This is a genomic window from Thiorhodovibrio winogradskyi (assembly GCF_036208045.1).
In the GTDB taxonomy this organism is placed as follows: domain Bacteria; phylum Pseudomonadota; class Gammaproteobacteria; order Chromatiales; family Chromatiaceae; genus Thiorhodovibrio; species Thiorhodovibrio winogradskyi.
The window spans coordinates 5,342,027-5,365,748 of sequence record NZ_CP121472.1 but is presented as its reverse complement, the minus strand read 5'-3'; the positions used below and the strand labels follow the sequence as shown (position 1 = coordinate 5,365,748).

Sequence of the window (23,722 nt, the reverse complement as noted above, 5' to 3'; positions counted from 1 at the left end):
AGACCTTGGACCTCAGACGCTGAAGGACTCGCCGCAACCGCAGGCGTCCTTCACATTGGGATTGCGAAACTCGAAGCCTTCATTGAGCAGGCTGGATTTGACGAAGTCAACCTCGGTGCCATCAATCCGGGTCAGGCTCTCGGCATCCACCACCAGTTTAATGCCATGGCTCTCGAACACCTGATCGCCCTCGTCAATGTCGTCGGCATAGTCCACCTGATAGGCAAAGCCGGTACAGCCGCTCTTTTTAGTGCCGATGCGAATGCCCAGGCCGTGCCCGCGCTTGTCGATCATGCCGGAAACATGCCGCGCGGCGGCATCCGTGAGTGTAACGGCCATGTTGTAACCCTCCAAGTGCAGAAGTCAGTGTCTCTTTAGATCGCGAATAATGCTTGTATTGACAAATTTCAAGCGGCTCGATGCGATAGCCGTCCGGCCATCGGCCAGCCGCCGTGGTTGTCGCGGCCACTCGTGGCCCTTCAGTGTCGCAGTATCACGCCATTGGTGCTGGCGAGGGCGGACATGTCCATCAGCCCGCGCATCAGGGTGGCGCGCTCCTGCAAGGCGACGGTTTCGATCAGCGCCTGTTTGTCGCCGACATCCAGTGGCAGATGGGCGCAGAGCAGATTGACCAGGTCGTTGTCGGCCATGTTGGAGATTTCGTCCCAGGGAATTTCGACCTGGCGGCGGTTGCAGAAGCTGCGCAGGGAGCCGATGAACAGTTCGCGATCCGTCAGCTTGGGCTGATCGTTGTTGTAGTCACCGGCGAACTCATCCCAGCTCACCAGCACGCGGCGAACGCCGGCCAGGGGTTCGACCTCCTCGAGCACGCGGAAGCGGCAGAAGCCGGTCAACACCAGCACAATGCGCCCGTCATGGGTCTCGCTGTAGGAGGTGATGCGCCCGGCGCAGCCGATGCGATGAATGGCGTCGCTGGACTCTGGGTCTCCCGCCGCGGGCTGCACCAAGCCGATGATGTGCTGCTCGGCCAGTGCCTGGCGCACCATGTTCAGGTAGCGCGGCTCGAAAATATTGAGCGGTAATTGCACGCCTGGGAGCACCACCGCGCCGGGCAGCGGAAAAATCGGAAGGAATTTGGGCAGTTGCTCGAAATTGGGTATAAATGGACTGTGTTTCATGGCAAATCCAGCTCGGTCAAGTGGTATGCATCGCTTGTTTGAGCAGATGGGGGCTAAGGTCCCCGCCTGCGAGGTCGACCGCCGCGGATTCGCATCGATCGATGGTGTAGAAGCGGCTTTCAGCCGCTTCCCGAGCTGCTTCCTGTGGCGTCTGCTGAATAACCAGGCGGATAGCTGCCGCGGGGGTGCGACAGTCATTGATTCAGATTGCGGAATGGCTATGGCCAAAATTGTCGCCCGATTTCAACCAAGCCCAACAATACCGCGTAACGCAGCCCTTTGCCGGTCGCGGTCAGCAGCAGAAACACCGGGAAGCGCACCCGCATCATCCCGGCGATGAAGGTCAGGGCATCGCCGCCAACCGGCGCCCAGGCGAGCAGCAGCGACCACACCCCCCAGCGCTGGAACCAGCGCTGCGCGGTTTTGAGTCCCGCCCCATTGACCGGAAACCAGCGCCGGTCCTGAAACCGCAGCAGCCAGCGCCCGATGGTCCAGTTGAGCGCGGCACCCAGGGTGTTGCCGGCGGTCGCCCAGGCCCAGAGTGCCCAAGGGGCATGACCAGTGGCGAGCAGACCGGCGAAGACCACCTCGGAGTAGGCCGGCAGCAGGGTGGCGGCGAGAAAGGAGATGGCGAAGAGGCCGAGATAGGCATCCATCGGTGGCAGCGGCGGCAGCAGCGCGGGGGCCGGGTCGTCCCCAGGCTAATTCGGCGCGCGCGCCGCGGCGACCAGATCGCGAAACAGCCGCCGCTGACGGCCAAGGTAGAGCAGAAATTCCGGATGCCATTGCACGCCGAGTACAAGGCTGGCATCGGGGTCTTCCACCGCCTGCACGATGCCGTCGAGATCGCGTCCGGCAATGCGCAGGCCGGCACCGAGTCGGTCGATACCCTGGTTGTGCAGGCTGTTGATGCGACAGCGCGCGCAGCCGAGGCGCGCGTGCAGGTGGGAACTGGACTCGACCAGCAGGGTCTTGAGCGGAAAAATGGTCCAGCGGTTGGAGGTCTGCTTGCGCCGCGAACGCAATTCCTGAAACAGACTCCCACCGCGACGCACATTCAGCAGTTGGGCACCGCGACAGATACCCAGCAGCGGCCGCTGGCGGGCCAGCATGCGGTCGATGGCGCGGGTCTCGAAGCGGTCGCGCTCGGGGTCGAGCTTTGGTTTGACCTCGGGGGCGGCGGCATAGAGCACCGGGTCGACATCATGACCGCCGGTGACGACCAGTCCGGCCAATTCAGCCAGGGCTTGCTCGCTGTCGTCGGGATAGAGCTGGCGCGGTCGTCCGCCGGCCAGCCACAGGCCGAGCGCGACCAGCCCGCGCGGCATCAGGGCGCCATGGCGCGGGCCGGTGATGCCGATCAGTGGTCGCGAGTTGGCGTCAGCCATTGCGCGGTCTCCTGTGCCCAGTCGTCGAGTTTGGGGTTGAGCCGCCCACCCAGCAGTTGTGACAGACGCTCAAGGTAGGCGCCGCGGATGGCGCTCAGGCGCTCGGGGTCCTCGGCCAGGCGCTCGACCTCCACCCAGTCGTTCCAAGCTGTATGCAGACCCCAGTCGGGCTGGTCGATTTCGCTGTTGGGCAGGCGGTAATGGAAGGTGGGACGCGCCTTGACGCGACTGTCGGCAACCCGGCGCTTGACCCGCTCCGGGTCCAGGTGAGCGAACAGGGGCAGCAGGTCGAGTTCGCGATTACGGGTCGGGTTGGCGCTCAGATAGTCGTCGATAAAAGCGCTCTGGTCCGGCCAGTAATCGGGCGCGATGACCTGGCGCACATAGGCCTTGGGGAAGGGCTCGGCAAAGAGCGTCAGTCGTCGGGTCAGGTCGACATTGGCACGCTGGCGCAGCCAGTCGGCCAGGCATAGATAGGCCTTGAAATGGCTCAGCAGAGTGCGCGCATCCAGCGCCGGGGGTTGGGGATTGAGCTGCAGGCCAAAGGCAAAGACGGGGTTCTCGCCCGTGCCCAGGGCGCCGGCTTCACGCAGCGCGGTGATCAGGGACTGGACCTCGGGCAGGCGCGCGAAGGGCAGCGGCGGGCTGACGATCTCCACCGGCACCAGAGGCTCGGCCATGAGTTTGAGCAGTTGCTCAATGCCATTGTTGATCAGGCTTTGCAGCGAGGGCTCGGTGTCCGCCTCATCCTGGTTGCGCCGGCCGAAGTCCTTCAGGAGTTCAAAGTCCAGTTCCACGCGCCAGTCGCCGGCCGGATCGCCGCTGATGGTGGCCTCGTAATCACTCCCGTTGGAGAGAGTCGCCTTCAGCTGGTCGACCAGCAAAATGGCGGTCTGCTCCAGGGTCAGGCCGCCGAATTCGATTTCGATGCCGACCAGTCGCGGTTCGCCCTCGGCTGTTCGCATGCGCGGGGGTATGGCGAGCTGGGTCGACGGCTGTTGTTGGGCGGTATTCTGCGACATGGATTTTTGCTCCGTCGGTGGGCTCCGTCGGTGGGCATCGTCTGGGGGCATCGTCTGGGGGCTTCGTCGGGGTTAGCGGAAGGGCCTGCGCGAACAAGGGGCCGAGTGTCAGTCTTGCCCGGCGCTCGGCAGCCGCCCGGCGCGATCGCGCGCGAACTGCCAGGCGGTGCGACCACTGCGCGAGCCGCGCGTCAAAGCCCATTGCAGGGCTTCGCTATCTATGGTGTCGGACTCCCGTGGCGGCGCGCCGAGGCGATCCAGCCAGTGATGCACCAGGCGCAGATACTGCTCCTGACTAAAAGGATAAAACGACAGCCAGAGCCCAAAACGATCAGACAGGGAGATTTTTTCCTCGCTGCTCTCGCCCAGATGAATCTCGCCGTCAATCAGGCGCGCGTCCTGATTCTCGTGCTGGAATTCGGGCAGCAGATGACGGCGGTTGGAGGTGGCATAGATCAGCAGATTGTCCGGCGGCGCGCTGATGGAGCCATCGAGCACCGCCTTGAGCGTCTTGTAGCTTGACTCGGAGGCCTCGAATGACAGGTCGTCGCAATAGATGATGAAGCGCTCCTCGCGCCCCTCGATGGCGTCGATCAGATAGGGCAGCTCAATGAGATCTTCCCTGTCGACTTCGATCAGCCGCAGCCCCTGCTCCGCATAGGTGGAGAAAACGGCCTTGATCAGAGAAGATTTGCCGGTGCCGCGCGAGCCCCACAGCAAGACGTTATTCGCCGTGCGCCCGGCGAGGAACTGCCGGGTGTTGCGCTCGATCATGGCGCGCTGCCCGTCGATGCAGAGCAAATCATCCAGCGCTAGGCGGTGCGCGCGGCGGATGGGCTCGAGCCAGCCGTCCCGGCCGGCGCTACGCCAGCGATAGCTCTGGGCCTCGAAGTCCGGCGTGGCGGGCGGCGCGGGCAGCAGCTCTTCGATGCGCTTGATCAGCCGGGTCGCGCGGTTGATGAATTTTTTCTTGTCGCTCATGGATGGGCGGCGGTTTCTGCTGTGATCACGCCAGGGATCAGGCATGCAGCGGTCGGTATTTAATCCGGTGCGGCTGATCTGCCTCATCACCCAGGCGACGATGGCGGTCGGCCTCGTAGTCGGCGTAGTTGCCCTCGAACCAGGTGACTTGCGACTCCCCCTCGAACGCCAGTATGTGGGTGGCAATGCGATCCAGGAACCAGCGATCATGGCTGATGACCACCGCGCAGCCGGGGAAGGTCAGCAAGGCTTCTTCCAAGGCGCGCAGGGTCTCGACATCCAGATCGTTGGTCGGCTCGTCGAGCAGCAAGAGATTGCCGCCACTCTTGAGCAGCTTGGCCAGATGCACCCGGTTGCGCTCGCCCCCGGATAGGGTGCCGATGCGCTTTTGCTGATCCGAGCCTTTGAAATTAAACCGGCTCACATAGGCGCGCGAGGGCATCTCGAAACGCCCGACAATGATGGTGTCGGAACCATCGGAGATCTCCTCCCAGACCGTTTTCTTGTCATCGAGTGCGTCGCGGCTCTGATCGACGTAGGCGATCTCCACTGTCTCGCCCACGCGCAACTCGCCCGAGTCGGCCTGTTCCTGGCCGGTCAGGATGCGAAACAGCGTGGTCTTGCCGGCGCCATTGGGGCCGATCACCCCGACGATGCCGCCCTTGGGCAGATTAAAGGACAGGTTTTCATACAGCAGCCGCTCGCCATAGGCCTTGCCAAGTCCATTGGCCTCGATCACCAGATCACCCAGGCGCGGACCGGGCGGAATGTAAATCTCGTTGGTCTCGTTGCGGCTCTGGAATTCCTGCGATTGCAGCTCATCGAAGCGCGCCAGACGTGCCTTGCTCTTGGCCTGACGCCCCTTGGGGTTGGTGCGCACCCATTCGAGTTCTTGCTTCATCGCCTTGATGCGCGAGGCTTCCTGCTTCTGCTCAATCTCCAGTCGGGCTTCTTTCTGCTCCAACCAGGAGGAGTAGTTGCCCTCCCAGGGAATACCGTGGCCACGGTCGAGTTCCAGAATCCAGCCGGCGACATTGTCGAGGAAATAGCGATCATGGGTGACCGCCACCACGGTGCCGGGGTAGTCGTGCAGGAAGCGCTCCAGCCAGGCGACCGACTCGGCATCCAGATGGTTGGTCGGCTCATCGAGCAGCAGCATGTCCGGCTTGGACAGCAACAACTGGCACAGCGCCACCCGCCGGCGCTCGCCACCCGAGAGCTTGGTCACATCCGCCTCCCAGGGCGGCAGGCGCAGGGCATCGGCGGCGACCTCGAGCGTGCGCTCAAGGTTATGACCATCGGTGGCCTGAATCAGGTCTTCCAGCTCCGCCTGCTCCTTGGCCAGGGCATCGAAATCGGCGTCTTCCTCGGCATAGGCGGCATAGACGGCATCGAGGCGCTCCAGCGCCTGTTTGATGGGCGCCACGGCTTCCTCGACATTGCCGCGCACGTCTTTGGCCGGATCGAGTTGCGGCTCCTGGGACAAAAAGCCGACCTTGATGCCGGGCTGGGGCCGCGCCTCGCCCTCGATCTCGGTATCCAGCCCAGCCATGATGCGCAGCAGGGTGGACTTACCAGCGCCGTTCAAACCCAGCACGCCGATCTTGGCGCCGGGGAAGAAGGACAGAGAGATGTCGCGCAGAATCACGCGCTTGGGCGGCACAACCTTGCCGACCCGGTTCATGGTGTAGATGTATTGCGCCATGGTGTGAGAAATCTGGTTGGGAGTTCGTGAAGCAACGGGCGCGCGGTTGCGCGCCCGGGTGCGATTGCGGATAAGGAATTTTGCGCGTTCGAGGCGGGAATGTCCAAGCAACCCGAGGGGCTTGCTGGGCTCAAGCTGCCAGAGCGGACAGACTGCGTGAAGGCGAGTTGAACAGACCGGCAGACCCCTGTGGTGCCCGAAACCTTATGTCCAAGGTCACTGCTTGGGCCATGGCGCCGGGTTCGCGTCGAGCCCTGGCTGCTGCGCCCCGTCGTCAAATCTGACAGTTAGCGATCACAACGACAAGAAAAAAAATCTTTCTGGCGCTTGGCTTTGCTCGAACGCTTATGTTAGGTTCTGATCTCCCAGGTGTTCAACTGTGGTTTTTATGGCTTAATCCATCATTCATTGTAGGGAGGAAGCACCGATGTTTCGTAACAAACTTCTTGGGCTGACGCTCTTTTTAACTGTGGTGATCGGCTTCGGAACGACCGGCAATGTCCTTGCGGCAACCTGCAAAGGCATGGAAAAACCAGTTTGTGAATCGACGGATGGGTGTTATTGGGTGGATCCCTATAAACGCAAGGATGGCGTTGAGGTCTCCGGCCATTGTCGCGGAAAACCCGGGGGCAAGAAGGGTAGTAGCGACGACGAGGGCGACAAAAAAGGGACGCAAGGCACGACTGGCTCGGGCAGCTAGGCGAGCACCAAAAGTCATGCTAGGTGCGGTGGTGGATTGAGCCGAATTCCAAGGCTCTTGCTGCCTTTGCTAGTTTCGCGGTCTGCCTCGGTTTCTGGTTTCCCGTCGCTACCAGGCCCAGCCGCTACCCAGCAAGCCAACCGGCCCTCGGGATCAGACGGATCGTCTGATCCCGAGCCTCCTCCTCCGCGTTTCTTCCAGGTCGCCCTGGATCTGTGTGGCTGGTCGGTCTTCCCGGCATTGAAACCGGCCGCGACCATGGCGATCTTGATCACCTGCTCCTGAATAATCGGCACCCCAGGGTGATCGGGCATGGGCTGCGGATGCGGCAGCCAGATCGCCAGTTAGCCCATCTTGTATAAACACAGTGCGAGAGTATAAAAACTAACTTGAGCTGTGTTGTCGCGTAATTCGTTCGACCGCGTCAGGCTCCTTATGGATTCTTGCTCGCGCTCAAAAACTGCAACGCAAATGAGCACGCCGGCGCGCCCCACCTCAAACCGACTGAAGTAGTAGCGCTTATCCGGCCCGCCTTGCCGACCCGGTTCAATGAGAAGAAATACTGGGATAGTAGGGGTTTAGAGTACAGCTGATGGATTTAGGTTGGTAAAATCACCCGAAACTGGGCGCCCGGCGGCGGTTGATGACTATACTCCAAACGCAGGCCATTGGCTTCGCACAGTTCGCGCGCAGTGTAAAGTCCCAGTCCGGTCCCGGTGCTTGCGGTGGTGAAGAAGGGATCGAACAAATGGGCCACATGCTGCTCTGGAATCCCGGGGCCGTTATCGGCCAAGTTTACATGCAGGGTATCGCTGCCTGGCACCCGCGTCACTCGAATACAGACCCGCGTCGGCTCGCCGTCCGCCTGGCCATGGAGGAAGGCGTTGTCGCACAGATTGCGTAACACCTGGCCAAAATGGCGGGGATCCAGGCTGACACTGATGGGCTCATCGGGCAGCAGCAGGCGCAGTGCCTCGGGGTCGATGCGGTTGCCGGCGAGGTATTCATCGCGAAACTCACGCAGCCAGCCACCGATGTCGAGCTGCTGGGGCTGCGGCTGATCGCGCCTTGATAGCTCGAGAATGCTGGTCACTGTCTCATCGATGCGCAGCGCGTTGCGGCGCACGATATTGAGCAGATGCTGCTCTTCGGGTCCGCAGTGCTCGGCCTCGGCCAGCAACTGCCCGGCATGGGTGATGGAGGAGAGCGGATTGCGGATATTGTGCGCGATACTGGCCGTTAGGCGGCCGAGTGAGGCGAGCTTGATCTCCTGTGCCTCGCGCACCAGCCGGCGGTTATCATCAAGAAAAATCAGTGCGCCGCCGGCACGGAAATCATCCAGACGCTGCAAGCGCGGCCTAACTTCATGCTCGCCAAGAGAGAGGACTTCATCATTCGCTCCGCTGCTGGTGAGCGCCTGGCCAAGCCAGCGATTCAGTGCTGGGGACAGGCGCCCGAGCTGCTCTCCGCCGCGCGTCTCGCCCATGCCGAGCAGGCGTTTGGCGGCATTGTTCAGCACCAGCAAGGTGCGGTCGCCCGTGACCGCCAGTACCCCAGTGGACATACTTTGGATGATGAACTCATTGAGCTTGGACAGATCGGCCAGATCCACCTGGCGCCGCGCGGCCAGGTGCTCGGTCTCATGCAGCCGGCGCGAGAGTACATGGGCGAGCAAGGCCACGGCAAAGTAGGTGACCCCCAGCAGGCCCGCTTGAGTATAACTACCACTCGGCGCGCTGCCGTAGAGTTCGGCATAGAATTGCTGGAAAATAACCGCCAGGGTGGCGAGCGCCGCGAACAGCAACGACAGCCGACCCTCGAGGGTAATGGCTCCGGCGGCGACCACAATGGCCAGAATGAGTCCCAGGCCGGTGCTGATGCCGCCGCTGACATGCATCAGCACGGTGTAGAAGACCAGATCAAAAAAAATCGCCAGTTCAATCTGTCGCGCCGGTTTTGGGCGGCCAAGCAGCATCAGCCCCCCGCCAATCAACACCGACAGGGTTTGCAACTTGAGCAGCAGCCGTGCCATGCTCAGGTTCCCGTGGGCGCTGAGCCAGGTCGGCGTCTGGGGATAGAAGAAAATCACAATCAACGCCAGCACCAGGCTGAGGCGATAGAACAACAACCAGCCGAGCGCGCGCGGGGAATGCAGGGGCTGGGCGTGCGGCGGTGGTGCTGAGTTCATTAACTGTCGCATGCATGCTCCGGGGTCATCGGGACCTGAAAACCCAAGTCCAGAAACCTTAGTTTAGCGAAACCATGAATCTGCACGAATACCAGGCCAAGGCCCTGTTCCGCGACTACGGCATCCCAGTGCCAGAGAGTCGCGTCGCCGATAGCGTCGATTCCGCAGTGGCCGCCGCCGCCGCCGTGGGTGGCAAGCAATGGATGGTCAAGGCGCAGGTGCATGCCGGTGGTCGTGGCAAGGCCGGTGGTGTGATGCATTGCACCACCCTAGACGAGGTGCGCAACGCCGCCGGTCAGCTCCTCGGGCACCCGCTGGTCACCGCCCAGAGCGGCGGGCGCGCGCTGCCGGTGGAGCGGGTACTGATCGAGGCCCCGGTCAGCGCCGCGCGGGAATTTTATCTGGCCATGCTGGTTGATCGTGCCGCCGAACGGGTGATGCTGATTGCCTCGCGCGCCGGCGGTGGCGATGTCGAAGCCGCCGCGGCGGCCGAACCGGCGGCCTTTGAACGAGTTTGGGTGCATCCGGCCACCGGCCTGCGCGCTTGGCAGAGTCGCCACATCGGCTACCGCCTGGCCCTGCCCGCCGCGACCCTGAAGCCCCTGCATCAAATCACCCAGGCACTCTACCGATTGTTCGTCGACAAGGATGCCAGTCTGCTCGAAATCAACCCGCTGGCACTTGGGAGCGGCGGGCAATTGGGTGAACAACAGGGCGAACAGCTGCTGGCGCTCGACGCCAAGGTGGTACTGGATGCCAATGCACTCTACCGTCACCCGGATCTGCAAGCCCTGCGTGATCGCGGTCAGGAGGACGAACGCGAGGCACGCGCCGATCAACAAGGCCTGAGCTATGTGAGCCTCGAGGGTAACATCGGCTGCATGGTCAACGGCGCCGGGCTGGCGATGGCGACCATGGATCTGGTGCAGCGCCACGGCGGCAAGCCGGCCAATTTTCTCGATGTGGGAGGCAATACCACCGCCGAACGGGTGGCCGAGGCCTTTCAATTGATTCTGTCCGACGCTAAGGTCGCCGCGATTCTGGTCAATATCTTCGGCGGTATTGTGCGCTGCGATTTGATCGCCGAGGGCATCATCCAAGCCGTTGCGCGCACCGCGCTGCGGGTGCCGCTGGTGGTGCGCCTGGCCGGTACCAATGCCGAGCAGGGCCTGGCCATGCTGGCCCAAAGCGGCCTGGCGCTCGAGACCGCGAGCGATTTGGCCGAGGCCGCCGACAAAGTCGTCGCAGCGGCCAATGAGTAAACCCAGCTCCAATTCCAATCTTCACACTTCAAGCTTTCTTCTAAAGCGATGAGCATTCTGGTCGACGCCAACACCCGCCTGATTTGCCAGGGTTTCACCGGCAAGCAGGGCAGTTTTCACAGCGAGCAGGCGCTGGCCTATGGCACCCGCTTGGTCGGTGGTGTCACACCCGGCAAGGGGGGGCAGCGGCATCTCGGTCTGCCGGTGTTCGACACAGTTGCCGATGCCGTGGCCGAGACGGGCGCCAACGCCAGTATGATCTACGTCCCGGCCGCCTTCGCCCCCGATGCCATTTTGGAGGCCGCCGATGCTGGTATCGAGGTCATTGTCTGCATCACCGAGGGCATTCCGGTGCTCGACATGCTGGCGGTCAAGGCGGCGCTGGCCTCCACAGGTGTGGCGTTGATCGGCCCGAACTGCCCTGGTGTGATCACGCCCGGCACCTGCAAGATTGGCATTATGCCGGGTTCCATTCACCAAGCGGGCTGTATCGGCATTGTCTCGCGCTCCGGCACCCTGACCTACGAGGCGGTTTTTCAGACCAGCCGTGCTGGACTGGGACAAAGCACCTGCGTCGGCATCGGCGGTGATCCCATCCAGGGTCTGGATTTTATCGACTGCCTGCGGCTATTCGAGGATGATCCCCAGACCGAGGCGGTGCTCATGGTCGGGGAGATCGGCGGTCTGGCCGAGGAGGAGGCGGCGGATGTTATTCGCGCCTCCATGTCCAAGCCCGTGGGTGCCTATATTGCCGGTCTGACCGCGCCACCGGGGAAGCGCATGGGCCACGCCGGTGCCATTATCCAGGGTGGTGCGCAAGCTGGTGATCGGCGCGCAACGGGCACGGCGGAGGCCAAGTACCATGCGCTTGAACAGGCCGGCGTGGCGACTTTCCGCTCCCCGGCTGAACTTGGCGACGGGATGCTGAAGTTACTCGGTCAGCCACCCGCTTGATTGCAACCGCGCCCGCGACCATAGCCAAGCCGGTGGCGGGCTTTTATACTCACCCGGTCAACTGAAAGAAAGCTAGCAGACAACCCGGCAGCTATCAACGGAATCACGGAGCCCCTGATGAAGAAGGTCGAAGCCATCATTAAACCCTTCAAGCTCGACGACGTGCGCGAGGCCCTGTCCGCCGCCGGCATTACCGGCATGACCGCGATTGAGGTCAAGGGCTTCGGGCGCCAAAAGGGCCATACCGAACTCTACCGCGGTGCCGAATACGTGGTGGATTTTCTGCCCAAGGTGAAAATTGAGCTGGTCGTGGCCGACGAGCAACTCGAGTCCTGTGTCGAGGCCATTACCCGAGCCGCGCGCACAGGCAAGATAGGCGACGGCAAGATTTTCGTCACCGATGTCTCGCGCGTGGTGCGTATCCGTACTGGCGAGGAAGACGAAGCGGCGATTTAGCCGGGAGGCGCCTGATGGACTGCCTGATAGGGATCCTGATCGCCTGAAAGGGGTTCGGCCTGGGTGGTGTTAAGCCGCTCCCAAAATTCGTCTCCAGAACCTGTTGCTCGAAAGATGTATTCAGAATCCGTTCTGGCAGGCCATCAGTTCTGATCAAGCCCAAAATAGTCCCATACCTTGCGCCCAAGGCTGATGTCTTGCGGGCGCGGCTCATCGCTGATAAAACGCCCAGCCTCGCGGTTCATGACCAACACCCGCTCGGCGTCGGTCGCGAGTTGCTGCTCTCCGAGTCTGCGATAGGCCTCGACCAACAATTCCAGTGCATCCTCCACCGCGGAGGTTCGCTGATAGCGTTCCACCACATACTGCGCGCGATTGGCCGCCGCCAAATAGGCCCCGCGCTTCATGTAGTAGCGCGCGACATGTACCTCGTTCTTGGCCAGGTTATTACGCAAGTAGAGCATGCGCTGGCGGGCATCGGCGGAATACTTGCTATCGGGAAACAAGCGCACCAGCTCGCTAAAGTCCTGAAAGGCATCGAGTGCTGAACCAGGATCACGTTGCGAGGCATCGGTGGGGATAAAGCGATCAATAAAGCCGACGCTGCGGTTATAGTTGACGATGCCTTTCAGATAATAGGCATAATCAACAAAGGGATTTTGCGGATAGAGCTTAATGAAGCGATCCGCCGCCGCGATGGCCGCTTCAGGTTCCTCGTGCTTGTAATAGGCATAGGCCAGATCGAGCTGTCCCTGCATCGCGTAGCGACCGAATGGATAACGCGCTTCAAGCTTTTCGTAGTAGTCGATGGCACGCTGATAGTTGGCCGCGCTGAGCTGATCGGCGGCCTCGGTATAGAGTTTCGACGCGTTCCAGTCCTGGGTTTGATCGAATTCCTTGTTCAGGATGCCGCAACCCGTCATCAGCGCTGGCAGCAGAGTCGCGAAAAGGATGAAGGCGAAAAACTTTGACCGCATGCCTGTCACGTCCAAGGTTACAGTGAAAATTACTAGATTCATCTTGCGCGGATTCATCGTTCGGGGTGGTCGCGAGCATGAATCTCCGTCGCGAACACTCGCTTGCAGTATAACGGAACTCAGTTGTCACCACAGAACTCTGCTTCGCTCGTGAACTCAGCCTACTCCTTGGCGAAGGTCGCGGGTCCGCTTGGGCAGCCATGACCGCGCCGCTTCACTGGCAACTCCCGCCCGGCGCGGTTGGGCGGCGACTCGATCAGGTGCTCGCCGAATTGCTGCCGGAGTACTCGCGCGGGCGTATCCAGCACTGGCTGGACACCGGCCAGTTGCTGGTGGATGGCCAGTCGCGCCGGCGGCGCGACAAGGTGCGCGGCGGTGAGAGGGTTTGTCTGCGCACAGATCCGGTTTTGGAGGTACAAACCGCCGCACCGGCGCAGCAGATCGATATCCCGCTGGTGCATGAGGACGAGCACCTGCTGGTCATCAACAAACCGGCTGGGCTGGTGGTGCATCCCGGCGCTGGTCAGCCCGACGGGACGTTGCTCAACGCCCTGCTGCATCGCAATCCCGGGTTGGCCACCCTGCCACGTGCCGGCATCGTGCACCGTCTCGACAAGGACACCAGCGGACTCATGGTGGTGGCCAAGTCGCTTCTTGCCCACCGGTCCCTGGTCAACCAGTTGCAGGCGCGCCTGGTGCATCGCGATTATCGCGCCCTGGTACGCGGGGATTTGATCAGCGGCGGCACTGTCGATCAGCCCATTGGCCGTCATCCCCAGGCGCGCACCAAAATGGCGGTGGTTGCCTCCGGGCGCCCGGCTGTCAGCCACTATCGGGTGCTAACACGTTTCGGACATTGCACCCTGCTTGGCGTGCGGCTGGAAACTGGCCGTACCCATCAGATTCGGGTGCACATGGCCCATCTGCGTCATCCCCTGGTGGGTGACCCTGTCTATGCCCGCGCGCGCCAGCCCTTCCCGGCACAGGCAGCGGCGGCGCAGGCGCTGCGCGCTTTTCCGCGTCAGGCGCTGCATGCCATCGGCCTGGCGCTGGCGCATCCCGCGAGTGGCGAACCCCTGAGGTGGGAGATTCCCATGGCGCCTGATCTTGCGCGCTTACTGGCCGCCCTTGAGCAGCCCTTGCCGGAGGGTCATCAATGACATTTAGGTCACAGCCCCCAACACCAATGTCTCCAGCGCCAATGTCACCGGGTCTGGAACTGCTGTATCCCGACTGGTCGGTGTCTCAACGGGTGCGCGCCTGCACCACGACTCGCGGTGGCGGCACCAGCACCGGCGCTTACGCCGGCCTGAATCTGGCCACCCATGTCGGTGATGATCCGGCCCGGGTGGCGGCCAACCGCCAGTTGCTCGCAGCGGCCTTGGGCTTGCCCAGCGACCCGGTCTGGCTGGAGCAGGTCCATGGCATCGAGGTGTTGGAGATTGGCGAAACCACCGAAGGCGTCGAAGCTATTGGGGGCGAGCAGGCGATTCCCTGCGCGGACTCCAGCCTGACGCACAGGCTCGATCGCGTCTGCGCCGTGCTGACCGCCGACTGCCTGCCGCTGCTGCTGTGCGAGCGCCAGGGTCGCGCGGTGGCGGCGGTGCATGCCGGCTGGCGGGGGCTGCTCGCCGGAGTCATAGAACAAACAGTCGCGCGTCTGGCGGAATCCCCGGAGAAGATCGCCGCCTGGCTAGGTCCAGCCATAGGCCAAGACGCCTTCGAGGTTGGCCCCGAGGTTCGCGCAGCCTTTGTTGCCGCTGATGCCCAAGCTACCCTGGCCTTCAAACCCTCGCCTGGCGCACGCTGGCTGGCGGACCTCTACACCCTGGCGCGTCAGCGACTGCGCCAAACGGGCGTGAACGACATCAGCGGCGGTCATCACTGCACCTTCACCGACCAGGAACGCTTCTACTCCTATCGCCGTGACGGGCGAACAGGGCGCATGGCGACTTTGATCTGGTTGGATTCGACCATTTCAGCGACCTGATGGCGCGCGGCGCCCACCACAATCATAGCGGCAAGCGGTCGCCGAGACAGGTAGAATGCTTGTTTCGGCCGGTCTTTGGCCAGCCAGATGTTTCCCGTCGCCGCCAACTCTTGCAGAGCCCCGCGAAGAGATCCGGCAACGCCAGAAGAAGACGGATACTTGATCCATGCAGCAACTCCAAGGAACAACCATTTTATCGGTTCGTCGCCACGGGCAGGTGGTCATCGGCGGTGATGGCCAGGTCTCGCTCGGGCAGATGGTGATGAAGGGCAACGCGCGCAAAGTGCGGCGGCTCTACAAAGAAAAAGTGCTGGCCGGTTTCGCCGGCGCCACCGCCGATGCCTTCACCCTGTTTGAGCGCTTCGAGGGCAAGCTTGAAAAGCACCAGGGGCATCTGGTGCGCTCGGCGGTGGAACTGGCCAAGGACTGGCGCACTGACCGCATGCTGCGCCGACTCGAGGCCATGCTGTGCGTGGCCGATACCAAGGCATCCCTGATTATCTCCGGCACTGGCGATGTGATTGAACCCGAGCAGGACTTGATGGCCATCGGCTCCGGCGGTGCCTTTGCCCAATCCGCGGCGCGTGCGCTGCTTGAAAATACCGAACTCAGTGCGCGCGAGATCGTCGAGCGCGCATTGTCCATCGCGGCCGATATCTGCGTCTATACCAACCATAACCTGGTCCTGGAAGAACTCAGCGCCGACACCTGACACCTAAAGCTGCATACCAGACTCCCACATGTCCGACATCACCCCCCAACGCATCGTCGAAGAGCTTGACAAACACATCATCGGTCAGCACCAGGCCAAACGCGCCGTGGCCATTGCGCTGCGCAATCGCTGGCGCCGGATGCAGATCGAGGAGCCCATGCGCTCGGAGATCACGCCCAAGAATATCCTGATGATCGGCCCCACGGGCGTGGGCAAGACTGAGATCGCACGCCGTCTGGCCAGGCTCGCCAATGCGCCCTTTCTCAAGGTGGAGGCGACCAAGTTCACCGAGGTCGGCTATGTCGGGCGGGATGTTGAGTCCATTGTGCGCGATCTTGCGGACATCTCCGTCAAGATGGAGCGTGAGCAGGAAATGGAACGCAACCGCGAGCGCGCCGAGGCCGCCGCCGAGGAACGCATTCTCGATGCCCTGCTGCCGCCGCCTTCGAACTTCGATCAGGAAAGCCGCTCCAACGCCACCAGTTCCGCTACCCGCGAGAAGTTTCGCGCCAAGTTGCGCGCGGGCGAGTTGGACGAGCGCGAGATTGAAATTCAGGTCAATCTCTCACCCTTGGGGGTGGAAATCGTCGCGCCGCCGGGCATGGAGGAAATGACCAGCCAGCTCCAGGGGTTGTTCCAGAACCTCGGCTCGGAGCGCACCAAAAGACGCAAAATGCGCATTTGCGACGCACGCAAGGTGCTGGGCGACGAGGAGGCCGCCAAGCTGGTCAACGAGGAGGAGATGAAATTGCGCGCGGTGCGAAACGTCGAGCAGAACGGCATTGTGTTTCTTGATGAAATCGACAAGGTCACCAAACGTTCCGAGGCCATAGGCGCCGATGTCTCGCGCGAAGGTGTGCAGCGCGACCTGCTGCCCTTGGTCGAAGGTTGCACTGTGTCAACCAAATACGGCATGGTCAAGACCGACCATATTCTGTTTATTGCCTCGGGTGCCTTCCATCTCGCGCGCCCCTCGGATCTGATCCCCGAGCTTCAAGGTCGGCTGCCAATCCGGGTCGAACTCCAGGCACTCACCACCGAGGACTTCATTCGCATCCTGACCGAGCCCAACGAATCCCTAACCGATCAATACCGGGCGCTGCTCGGGACCGAGGGCGTGACCCTCGAGTTCACCGAGGACGGCATCAGCCGTATCGCCGAGATTGCCTGGCAGGTGAACGAGCGCTCGGAGAACATCGGCGCGCGGCGCCTGGCGACCGTGATGGAGCGGCTGCTTGAGGACGTGTCCTTCAACGCCTCCGAGCTGGACCGCGTCAGCATCGATGTGAATGCAGCCTATGTGGAGCAGAATCTGGGCGAGCTGGCGGCGGATGAGGATCTGTCACAGTACATTCTGTAATCAGATCACAAAAGTGGCGGCCGCTTTGTCCCTAGGGGTAAAGCAGCCGGACCTCTCATCCGAGCTGGGGTGTGAGCATCAAGCTTGGTTCGATTTGTGGAACCTCTGCCCTTGCTCACCCCCTCCTGGTTGCCCCAAGATGATCGGCGCCCTGGCTGAGGCCTGGTGCTAGGCATCCCGGCCGTAGTGGCCGATGACGTAGTCATCCACCATGCGCTTGAACTGCGCGGCAATATCGGCGCCTTTCAGGGTGACCGCCTTCTCGCCGTCAATAAACACAGGCGCCGATGGCTGCTCGCCGGTGCCGGGCAGGCTGATGCCAATGTTGGCATGCTTGCTCTCACCTGGCCCGTTGACCACGCAGCCCATGACGGCGACCTGCATCTGTTCCACCCCCGGATAGCGTTCGCGCCAGTTCGGCATTTGTTCGCGTAAATAGGCCTGGATGTCGCGCGCGAGTTCCTGAAACACCGTGCTGGTGGTGCGCCCGCAGCCGGGGCAGGCAGCCACCATTGGCACGAAGGGCCGCAGGCCCATGGTTTGCAGAATTTCCTGCGCGACGATGATCTCGCGCGAACGCGACTCGCCAGGCTCGGGTGTCAGAGAAACACGAATAGTGTCGCCAATGCCTTCCTGCAACAGCACCGCGAGCGCGGCGGTGGATGCGACAATGCCCTTGGAGCCCATGCCGGCCTCGGTCAGTCCCAGATGCAGGGCGTGATCCGAGCGTGGGGCCAGGGCGCGATAGACGCGGATGAGATCCTGCACGCCGCTCATTTTGCAGGACAGAATGATGTGGTCGCGCGGCAGGCCGAGTTCCTCGGCGCGCCTGGCGCTGCCGAGAGCGGATTCGACCATGGCCTCGATCATCATCGCCTCGGCCGGCTTGGGCGCGGCCGATTTGGCATTCGCGTCCATCATGCGCGCGACTAGCTCGGGGTCGAGGCTGCCCCAGTTCACCCCGATGCGCACCGGGCGGTCATAACGGCAGGCGATCTCGACCATGGTGGCGAACTGGCTGTCTTTCTTCTCGCCACGCCCCACATTGCCGGGGTTGATGCGGTACTTGGCCAATGCCTCGGCACAGGCGGGATAGTCACTCAGCAGTCGGTGACCGTTGAAATGAAAATCCCCGATCAAGGGAACCTCCACGCCCTGGGCGGCCAGGGCATCGCGGATCCTTGGCACCGCGGCGGCGGCCGATTCGTTATTCACGGTCAGGCGCACCAGCTCGGAGCCGGCGCGAGCCAGCTCGGCCACCTGGGCGACCGTGCTGTCAATATCGGCCGTGTCGGTATTGGTCATCGACTGGACGCGCACGGGGGCATCGCCGCCAACGACGATGTCGCCGATACGCACGGGAAGACTGTGGCGGCGTTGGATTTGATTCATGGTCGGTGGTCGGTGGTCAGTGGTCGGTGGTTTTGGACTGGCTTCATGGGATGGGCGAGCGCAGGCGTTGCACCAGTTCAAAGTAGTCGGGATCATCCGGCGTGATCTGGCCGTGGCGGATGAGAAAGTCGATGATCACCAGGTTGCAGTTCAGCTTGAATTCATCGCTCTCGCGGACTGTCTGCATGACTTGCTCAATGGGCCAGCGCTCGAAGGCGGCGACTTCGCCATCGGTGCAAACTGGTGTCAGCTCGGCCGGCAGTTCCAGATCATAACAATACATCAGGTCCGGCTTGAGCCCGGCGCGGGTCGCGCGACAGTAGCTGATGGCGCCGACCGGCAGGGCGCGATCGGCGATCTCGGCGCTCAGGCCCGCCTCCTCGAAGCATTCCTTGCGCAGATTCTCGCGCAGGTCCGCCCCATGAGGCAGGCCGCCGGCCACCATGTTATCGAGCCGGTTGGGATAGTGGCGCCGATCCGGCGCGCGCCTGGCCACCCACAATTCAAGACCGTCATGGCCGCGCACATAGCCATTGAGATGCTGGCCGAAGGCGCGGGTGCCAAAAAAGGGCGCATGGGCGCGGTCGATGCTACATCTGGCCTGATCACGGCGCCCGGGTGTCACCGGATAGCGCTCGCCCTGGGGCGCGGGCAGGCTGTCTTGGGTCTGCAGTTGCTGGCACAGGCGCGCGAACGCATGCTCGCGTGCGTCCCAATCGAGATTCGCCGCGTGCCAGCTGAGAATCCGTAACTCTGGCCCAAGCCAGTCCAGCGTGAATCCGCCCGTTTTGGGGGCATCAATGGGGGCGCTAGCAGCAACCACTTGTTCGGCAAAGGCCGGGCGTACCCAGCCGAGAATGTCGCCCGCCAGCCCCCAGGGCAGAAAGTCCGTCCGCGTCCAGGCATTGCAAGCGTTGATATGGTCCAGAAAGCTCATGCCCCAGCTCGCTCAGGTGTCGGCCAGTAGGGTGCAGACCACGCGCCGCTCGCTCCGGGGTCCATCGAATTCGCACAAGAAAATGTTTTGCCAGGTGGACAGCCCCAGCTCGCCGTCCATCAGTGGGATGGTCTCGGAAGGCCCAACCAGACCGGCCTTGAGATGCGAATCACCATTGCCGTCCTGGGCGTCGTGGCGCCAGACCCCGCGCGGAATCAGCTTGCGCAGCAGTTCGACCACGTCGGTCTGGACGCTCTCATCCCAGTTCTCCTGAATCATGATGGCGGCCGTGGCACCCTGAGCGTAGACATTCAGCAGGCCGTCGCGCACCGAACTGGCGCGGGCGATCTCGCGCACTTGGGGGGTGATGTCGATCAGCGCTTCGCGCGCGCTGGTGCTCAGGGTGATGATTTGGCGCATCAGCGTTGCTCGTGTTTCACCGTTTCCCACAGGCGCTCCATGCGCTCGCGCTGCGCGGGCGCGGGTTCCAGCCCAGCGGCACGCAGGCAGACCTCGACGCGATGAAAACGTCGCTCGAAGCGATGATTGGCCGCGCGCAGGGCCTGTTCGGCATCCACACCAAGATGCCGGGCCAGATTCACGCAGGAAAACAACAAGTCCCCCACCTCATGCACCCTGGCGTTGAAGTTGTCGCCATCGGCAACGGCTTGCTCGCACTCCTGAAGCTCTTCACGGACTTTTTCGACCACGCCGTCGAGTTCGTCCCAGTCGAAGCCAACATGAGCCGCGCGCTTTTGCAGTTTCTCGGCCCGCACCAGCGCCGGCAAGGCCTGGGCCACGCCCTCGAGCACGCTGACATGCTCGCGCTCGCCCTTGGCGCGGCGCTCGGCGGCCTTGATCGCCTCCCAACTCGCGCGCGCTTCCTCCTCGGAGGAGAAGTCCTCATCGCCAAAGACATGCGGATGACGGCGAAGCATTTTCTCGGCGATGGCTTCAACGACATCGGCGAACTCAAAATAGCCTTTCTCCTCGGCCATGCGCGCATAGATGGCCACCTGGAACAACAGATCGCCTAGTTCCTCGCGCAGCTCGTTCATGTCGTCGAGTTCGATCGACTCGGCAACCTCGTAGGCCTCCTCCAGCGTATAGGGCAGGATGGAGGCAAAGGTCTGCTTCAGATCCCAGGGGCAGCCATGCTCGGGATCGCGCAGCCGCGCGACAATGGCGAGCAGGGCGTCGATCCGGCGGCGGTCGGCCAGGCGGGCGTCGATACGGGTGAGCTTGGCGGTATCTGTCATGCGTTGATAGCTTGGTGTTTACGAATTGACTCAATGCGTCAAATCAGGGAAACGAATCAGGGTCGCAGCAGGACTTCGGCCAAGGCGCCAAGCAGGACAGAGGCGAGGCCTCCCCAGGCCCAGTATGCCTTGGGGATGCCGGCGATCTCCTCCGGGCGGGCCGAGCGCGGATAATAAAGCACCATCCATAAATGCGGACCGGACAGAAACCATGGAATAAAGCCAAAGACCACAGGCACGGCAATCCATAATGGCGTTGGCTGACTGATGTAGAGCAGAAAAGCGGCCGCCGGCCATAACCCAAAATAGGCCGCCGTGGCCTTGGCTTCAGTGCTTTTGCGCGCTGTTAGCGCGAAAGCCAGCAGCGCGCCCAGGCCCCAAAGTGTGGCGATCATGATTAAAATAAAGCGCATCGGAGTCCGAGAGCGTCGTTATCCACCAGCGGTGGGGCGTGCAAGAGCACGCAGTTGCATGGCATCATGCGCCATCCTTGAGGGCAACTCGGTGCAAGCCACCGCCTCATATGTTCGGGCGTCACCTGTCCGCGCGGCGCATGCCTGGGCGGATGAGAGCCGCTACTGCAAGCCGCTGATCCGGAATTTGCTTTGAATATCCAAGAATACCCCAAATCACCAGCGCGCGTCGCGAGCGCATTGGCCGCCTTGTCAGGGTGCGCTGCTCATGGTCGAGACTGGCTTGCCCGCTTCTTGCTGGCGGCGCTTGCCTTGGGTGGTTGCGCGCAATCGGCGGATGCCAGTCGTGATCTGGTCCTTGCAACCTGGAACCTCGAGCACCTGGCGGCCGACGATAGCGCCGGCTGTCGGCCGCGCAAACCGGCGGAGTATCGCGCCCTGCGTGCGCAGGCCGAGCGGTTGGAGGCGACTGCGATCGCGGTGCAGGAAGTCGAGAATGTTGTCGCGCTGGCGCGGGTGTTTGATCCGGCGCGCTACGATCTGATTATCTCCCGCCGGCACGAGGAGCGTAGCCGCAAGTGTCGCGGGCAAAGCGGCCAAATGCTGACCGCGCAGCGCACTGGTTTTGCCATCCATCGTGAGCGCCTGGCTGCTTTGGGTCTGGAGTATGAGCGCCAGCCAGACTTCACCGCCCTTGGTGCCGACGGGCGCCGCCATGGCGTTTGGCTCACACTGACCTGGGCCAAGGATCACACACCGCTGCTGCAACTGCTCTCGATCCACCTCAAGTCCGGCTGTGCCTGGGGCGCGCTCGAGGATCGCCAGCCGATTCGCCGCGGCCAGTGCCTGGTCCTGCGCCGTCAGCGCGGCATTCTGGAAGAATGGATGGACACCCGGATCGCGCGCGGCGAGGCCTTTGCCGTGCTGGGCGATTTTAATCGGCAACTTGATCAGCCCAATGACCACTTCTGGGAGGACATCGCCGATGGCGAGATCTGCCGCTGGGAGCCGGATGAAGATGACGGGCGCCGTTGCATGCGCGGTACGACGCAGGCCGCCCCGGGGGGGCGCCTGGTGCTGGCCAATGCCGGTCAACCCTTTCCTTATCCCTATGACAAGAAATTTCCCTACGCCATCGATCACCTGGTGTTTGATGCAACCGCGGGTGCCTGGATCCGGCGCGGCAGCTATCAAGCTCTCGACTATCCTCGGGCCGCGCTGTCGGATCATCACCCAATCCGCCTGCGACTGCGGCTGCCCGAGCGTCCCTGAGGCAGGTCACCGAGCAAAGGCATTTGAACTTTTCCCCCCGCTCACGTAAAACGCCAGTCACTGTTCTCACTGCAATAACCGACCTTAGACACATGAGCCAGGAGATTGATTGGGCGCAATATGCCAGCGATGGCTTTTACGATGAACTGGTGGCGGCGCCAGGGGAGCCGCGCGCGGTTGCTCGTACCCTGTTAGCCGATATCGGTGCCTTGGGGGCCGAGGAACTCGCCGCGCGCCAGGAGGCCGCCGATGTGTCCATCAAGGAGATGGGTATCAGCTTCACGGTGTATTCCGAGGAAGGCGGCGCCATCGACCGTGCCTGGCCCTTTGACGTGGTGCCGCGTGTGATCCCGCAGCGGGAATGGCAGCGGGTCGAGGCTGGTCTCAAACAGCGGGTGCAGGCGTTGAATCTTTTCATCAACGACCTTTATCACGACCAAAAAATCCTCGCCGACGGCGTCCTCCCGCGCGAGGTCTTAGCCAAATCAATCAATTTTCGCGAGCAATGCATGGGGGTTGATCCGCCGCTCGGTATCTGGGCCCATGTGTGTGGATCCGACCTGGTGCGCGATGCCGATGGCACCATCTATGTGCTCGAGGATAATCTGCGTGTGCCCTCTGGCGTGTCCTACATGCTTGAGAATCGCCTGGTGACCAAGCGCGTGCTCCCGGAGTTGTTCGAGCACTATGCCCCGCTGCCGGTCGACGATTATCCCTCACAGCTGTTCGATACCCTGGCGGCCTTGTCTCCGCGTCCGGCGGATTACCCCGAGGTCGCGGTGCTTTCGCCTGGTATCTATAACTCCGCCTATTTCGAGCATTCATACCTTGCCCAACAAATGGGCGCCGAGTTGGTCGAGGGACGGGATTTGTTCGTCGACGATGACGACTGCTGCTACATGCGAACGATCGACGGTCCGGCGCGGGTCGATGTGATCTACCGTCGCGTTGACGATCTTTTTCTCGACCCCGAGGCTTTCCTGCCTGATTCCACCCTGGGCGTGCCGGGGCTGATGCGTGCCTGGAAGGCCGGCAATGTTGCCCTGGCCAACGCGCCCGGTGCTGGCGTGGCCGATGACAAAGTGGTTTATGCCTTTGTGCCCGAGATCATCCGCTATTATCTCGACCAAGACCCCATTATCCCGAATGTCCCGACCTACCGCTGCATGGAGCCCGATGCGCTCAAATATGTGCTCGAACATCTCCATGAATTGGTGGTCAAGCCAGCCAATGAATCTGGCGGCTATGGCATGCTGGTCGGGCCGGCCTCCACTGCAGCTGAGCGAGAGGCCTTTGCCGAGGCGATTAAAAAGGATCCGCGCAACTACATCGCGCAGCCAACACTCAAGCTTTCCACAGTCCCCACCGTGGTCAAAAAAGGCATTGAGCCGCGCCATGTCGACCTGCGGCCATTTATCCTGTCGGCTGATCGCCAGCAGGTGACCACCGGCGGGCTCACCCGAGTGGCGTTGCGCAAGGGCTCGTTGGTGGTGAACTCTTCTCAGGGCGGCGGGAGCAAGGACACCTGGGTTGTCTCCGAGGATTTGCCTAGCGAACCCTTGGCCTCAAGTCGGGATGCCGCCGAGCGACTGTCGCAGACTCAAGATTAATCCGG

Annotated in this window: 25 protein-coding genes; 10 read left to right on the top strand and 15 right to left on the bottom strand. The window is 62.3% G+C overall.

Going from position 1 to position 23,722, the window contains the following annotated elements; all coding sequences use genetic code 11:
* Nucleotides 1-12: 12 nt before the first annotated feature.
* From Thiowin_RS24610 to ettA, 7 genes are all read right to left on the bottom strand, one after another.
* Nucleotides 13-339, bottom strand: coding sequence for a HesB/IscA family protein (locus Thiowin_RS24610; protein WP_328985615.1), 327 nt, complete (start codon nt 337-339; stop codon nt 13-15).
* Nucleotides 340-479: 140 nt separating this feature from the next.
* A complete protein-coding gene (locus Thiowin_RS24605; RefSeq protein WP_328985614.1) occupies nt 480-1,139 on the bottom strand; it encodes an LON peptidase substrate-binding domain-containing protein in 660 nt (219 codons plus the stop codon).
* Between the two features lie 218 nt (nt 1,140-1,357).
* Entirely contained in the window at nt 1,358-1,795 is a 438-nt protein-coding gene (locus Thiowin_RS24600; protein WP_328985613.1) for a YqaA family protein, read from the bottom strand.
* A gap of 45 nt (nt 1,796-1,840) precedes the next feature.
* Nucleotides 1,841-2,527, bottom strand: coding sequence for a gamma-glutamyl-gamma-aminobutyrate hydrolase family protein (locus Thiowin_RS24595; RefSeq protein WP_328985612.1), 687 nt, complete (start codon nt 2,525-2,527; stop codon nt 1,841-1,843).
* Nucleotides 2,500-3,549 carry an amidoligase family protein gene (locus tag Thiowin_RS24590; protein WP_328985611.1) on the bottom strand — a complete coding sequence of 350 codons (1,050 nt, stop codon included), beginning with the start codon at nt 3,547-3,549 and terminating at the stop codon, nt 2,500-2,502. The genes Thiowin_RS24595 and Thiowin_RS24590 overlap by 28 nt, the downstream gene beginning before the upstream one ends.
* 108 nt (nt 3,550-3,657) lie before the next feature.
* Nucleotides 3,658-4,530: an ATP-binding protein gene (locus Thiowin_RS24585; RefSeq protein WP_328985610.1), complete on the bottom strand. Its 873-nt coding sequence runs from the start codon at nt 4,528-4,530 to the stop codon at nt 3,658-3,660.
* Between the two features lie 37 nt (nt 4,531-4,567).
* Nucleotides 4,568-6,235: an energy-dependent translational throttle protein EttA gene (gene ettA / locus Thiowin_RS24580; RefSeq protein WP_328985609.1), complete on the bottom strand. Its 1,668-nt coding sequence runs from the start codon at nt 6,233-6,235 to the stop codon at nt 4,568-4,570.
* Between the two features lie 427 nt (nt 6,236-6,662).
* Here ettA and Thiowin_RS24575 point away from each other — a divergent pair, with 427 nt between their 5' ends.
* Nucleotides 6,663-6,935: a hypothetical protein gene (locus tag Thiowin_RS24575; RefSeq protein WP_328985608.1), complete on the top strand. Its 273-nt coding sequence runs from the start codon at nt 6,663-6,665 to the stop codon at nt 6,933-6,935.
* Between the two features lie 14 nt (nt 6,936-6,949).
* Here Thiowin_RS24575 and Thiowin_RS25545 read toward each other — a convergent pair whose 3' ends face one another.
* Together Thiowin_RS25545 and Thiowin_RS24570 are read right to left on the bottom strand one after the other, a co-directional pair.
* Complete coding sequence (locus Thiowin_RS25545) at nt 6,950-7,195, bottom strand: hypothetical protein (protein ID WP_408034251.1); 246 nt, start codon at nt 7,193-7,195, stop codon at nt 6,950-6,952.
* A gap of 338 nt (nt 7,196-7,533) precedes the next feature.
* Entirely contained in the window at nt 7,534-9,123 is a 1,590-nt protein-coding gene (locus Thiowin_RS24570) for a sensor histidine kinase (protein WP_328985607.1), read from the bottom strand.
* Nucleotides 9,124-9,197: 74 nt separating this feature from the next.
* On the opposite strand from Thiowin_RS24570, the gene sucC reads away from it, so the two are divergent.
* The 3 genes from sucC (at nt 9,198) to glnB (ending at nt 11,795) form a co-directional block, all read left to right on the top strand.
* Nucleotides 9,198-10,385 carry an ADP-forming succinate--CoA ligase subunit beta gene (gene sucC / locus Thiowin_RS24565; protein WP_328985606.1) on the top strand — a complete coding sequence of 396 codons (1,188 nt, stop codon included), beginning with the start codon at nt 9,198-9,200 and terminating at the stop codon, nt 10,383-10,385.
* 48 nt (nt 10,386-10,433) lie between these two features.
* Nucleotides 10,434-11,339, top strand: a complete 906-nt coding sequence (gene sucD, locus Thiowin_RS24560) for a succinate--CoA ligase subunit alpha (protein ID WP_328985605.1) — start codon at nt 10,434-10,436, stop codon at nt 11,337-11,339.
* A gap of 117 nt (nt 11,340-11,456) precedes the next feature.
* Nucleotides 11,457-11,795 (top strand): nitrogen regulatory protein P-II, encoded by a 339-nt coding sequence (glnB, locus tag Thiowin_RS24555; RefSeq protein WP_328985604.1) that lies wholly within the window; start codon nt 11,457-11,459, stop codon nt 11,793-11,795.
* A 143-nt stretch (nt 11,796-11,938) separates the two neighbouring features.
* On the opposite strand, the gene Thiowin_RS24550 is transcribed toward glnB, so the two are convergent.
* Nucleotides 11,939-12,772, bottom strand: a complete 834-nt coding sequence (locus Thiowin_RS24550; protein ID WP_328985603.1) for an outer membrane protein assembly factor BamD — start codon at nt 12,770-12,772, stop codon at nt 11,939-11,941.
* Between the two features lie 200 nt (nt 12,773-12,972).
* Here Thiowin_RS24550 and rluD point away from each other — a divergent pair, with 200 nt between their 5' ends.
* The 4 genes from rluD to hslU all read left to right on the top strand — a co-directional run bounded on the left by rluD (nt 12,973) and on the right by hslU (nt 16,834).
* Complete coding sequence (rluD, locus tag Thiowin_RS24545; protein ID WP_328985601.1) at nt 12,973-13,932, top strand: 23S rRNA pseudouridine(1911/1915/1917) synthase RluD; 960 nt, start codon at nt 12,973-12,975, stop codon at nt 13,930-13,932.
* A 41-nt stretch (nt 13,933-13,973) separates the two neighbouring features.
* Nucleotides 13,974-14,762: a peptidoglycan editing factor PgeF gene (gene pgeF, locus Thiowin_RS24540; RefSeq protein ID WP_328985600.1), complete on the top strand. Its 789-nt coding sequence runs from the start codon at nt 13,974-13,976 to the stop codon at nt 14,760-14,762.
* A gap of 166 nt (nt 14,763-14,928) precedes the next feature.
* Nucleotides 14,929-15,474 (top strand): ATP-dependent protease subunit HslV, encoded by a 546-nt coding sequence (hslV, locus tag Thiowin_RS24535; protein WP_328985599.1) that lies wholly within the window; start codon nt 14,929-14,931, stop codon nt 15,472-15,474.
* A gap of 28 nt (nt 15,475-15,502) precedes the next feature.
* A complete protein-coding gene (gene hslU / locus Thiowin_RS24530) occupies nt 15,503-16,834 on the top strand; it encodes an ATP-dependent protease ATPase subunit HslU (protein ID WP_328985598.1) in 1,332 nt (443 codons plus the stop codon).
* A 168-nt stretch (nt 16,835-17,002) separates the two neighbouring features.
* Here the strand turns inward: hslU and ispG are convergent, their stop codons facing one another.
* Genes ispG through Thiowin_RS24505 form a run of 5 tightly spaced genes read right to left on the bottom strand, consistent with a single transcriptional unit; the run spans nt 17,003 to nt 20,817 of the window.
* Nucleotides 17,003-18,226: a flavodoxin-dependent (E)-4-hydroxy-3-methylbut-2-enyl-diphosphate synthase gene (ispG, locus tag Thiowin_RS24525; protein ID WP_328985597.1), complete on the bottom strand. Its 1,224-nt coding sequence runs from the start codon at nt 18,224-18,226 to the stop codon at nt 17,003-17,005.
* A 43-nt stretch (nt 18,227-18,269) separates the two neighbouring features.
* On the bottom strand, nt 18,270-19,163 hold the full coding sequence (locus Thiowin_RS24520; protein WP_328985596.1) for a DUF4743 domain-containing protein: 894 nt from the start codon (nt 19,161-19,163) through the stop codon (nt 18,270-18,272).
* Nucleotides 19,164-19,175: 12 nt separating this feature from the next.
* On the bottom strand, nt 19,176-19,583 hold the full coding sequence (locus Thiowin_RS24515; protein WP_328985595.1) for a secondary thiamine-phosphate synthase enzyme YjbQ: 408 nt from the start codon (nt 19,581-19,583) through the stop codon (nt 19,176-19,178).
* Nucleotides 19,583-20,422: a nucleoside triphosphate pyrophosphohydrolase gene (gene mazG / locus Thiowin_RS24510; RefSeq protein WP_328985594.1), complete on the bottom strand. Its 840-nt coding sequence runs from the start codon at nt 20,420-20,422 to the stop codon at nt 19,583-19,585. The genes Thiowin_RS24515 and mazG overlap by 1 nt, the downstream gene beginning before the upstream one ends.
* Nucleotides 20,423-20,478: 56 nt before the next feature.
* Nucleotides 20,479-20,817: a hypothetical protein gene (locus Thiowin_RS24505; protein WP_328985593.1), complete on the bottom strand. Its 339-nt coding sequence runs from the start codon at nt 20,815-20,817 to the stop codon at nt 20,479-20,481.
* A 210-nt stretch (nt 20,818-21,027) separates the two neighbouring features.
* Here Thiowin_RS24505 and Thiowin_RS24500 point away from each other — a divergent pair, with 210 nt between their 5' ends.
* A complete protein-coding gene (locus Thiowin_RS24500; RefSeq protein WP_328985592.1) occupies nt 21,028-22,107 on the top strand; it encodes an endonuclease/exonuclease/phosphatase family protein in 1,080 nt (359 codons plus the stop codon).
* A gap of 92 nt (nt 22,108-22,199) precedes the next feature.
* Nucleotides 22,200-23,717 (top strand): circularly permuted type 2 ATP-grasp protein, encoded by a 1,518-nt coding sequence (locus Thiowin_RS24495; RefSeq protein ID WP_328985591.1) that lies wholly within the window; start codon nt 22,200-22,202, stop codon nt 23,715-23,717.
* The last annotated feature ends 5 nt before the right edge of the window (nt 23,718-23,722 follow it).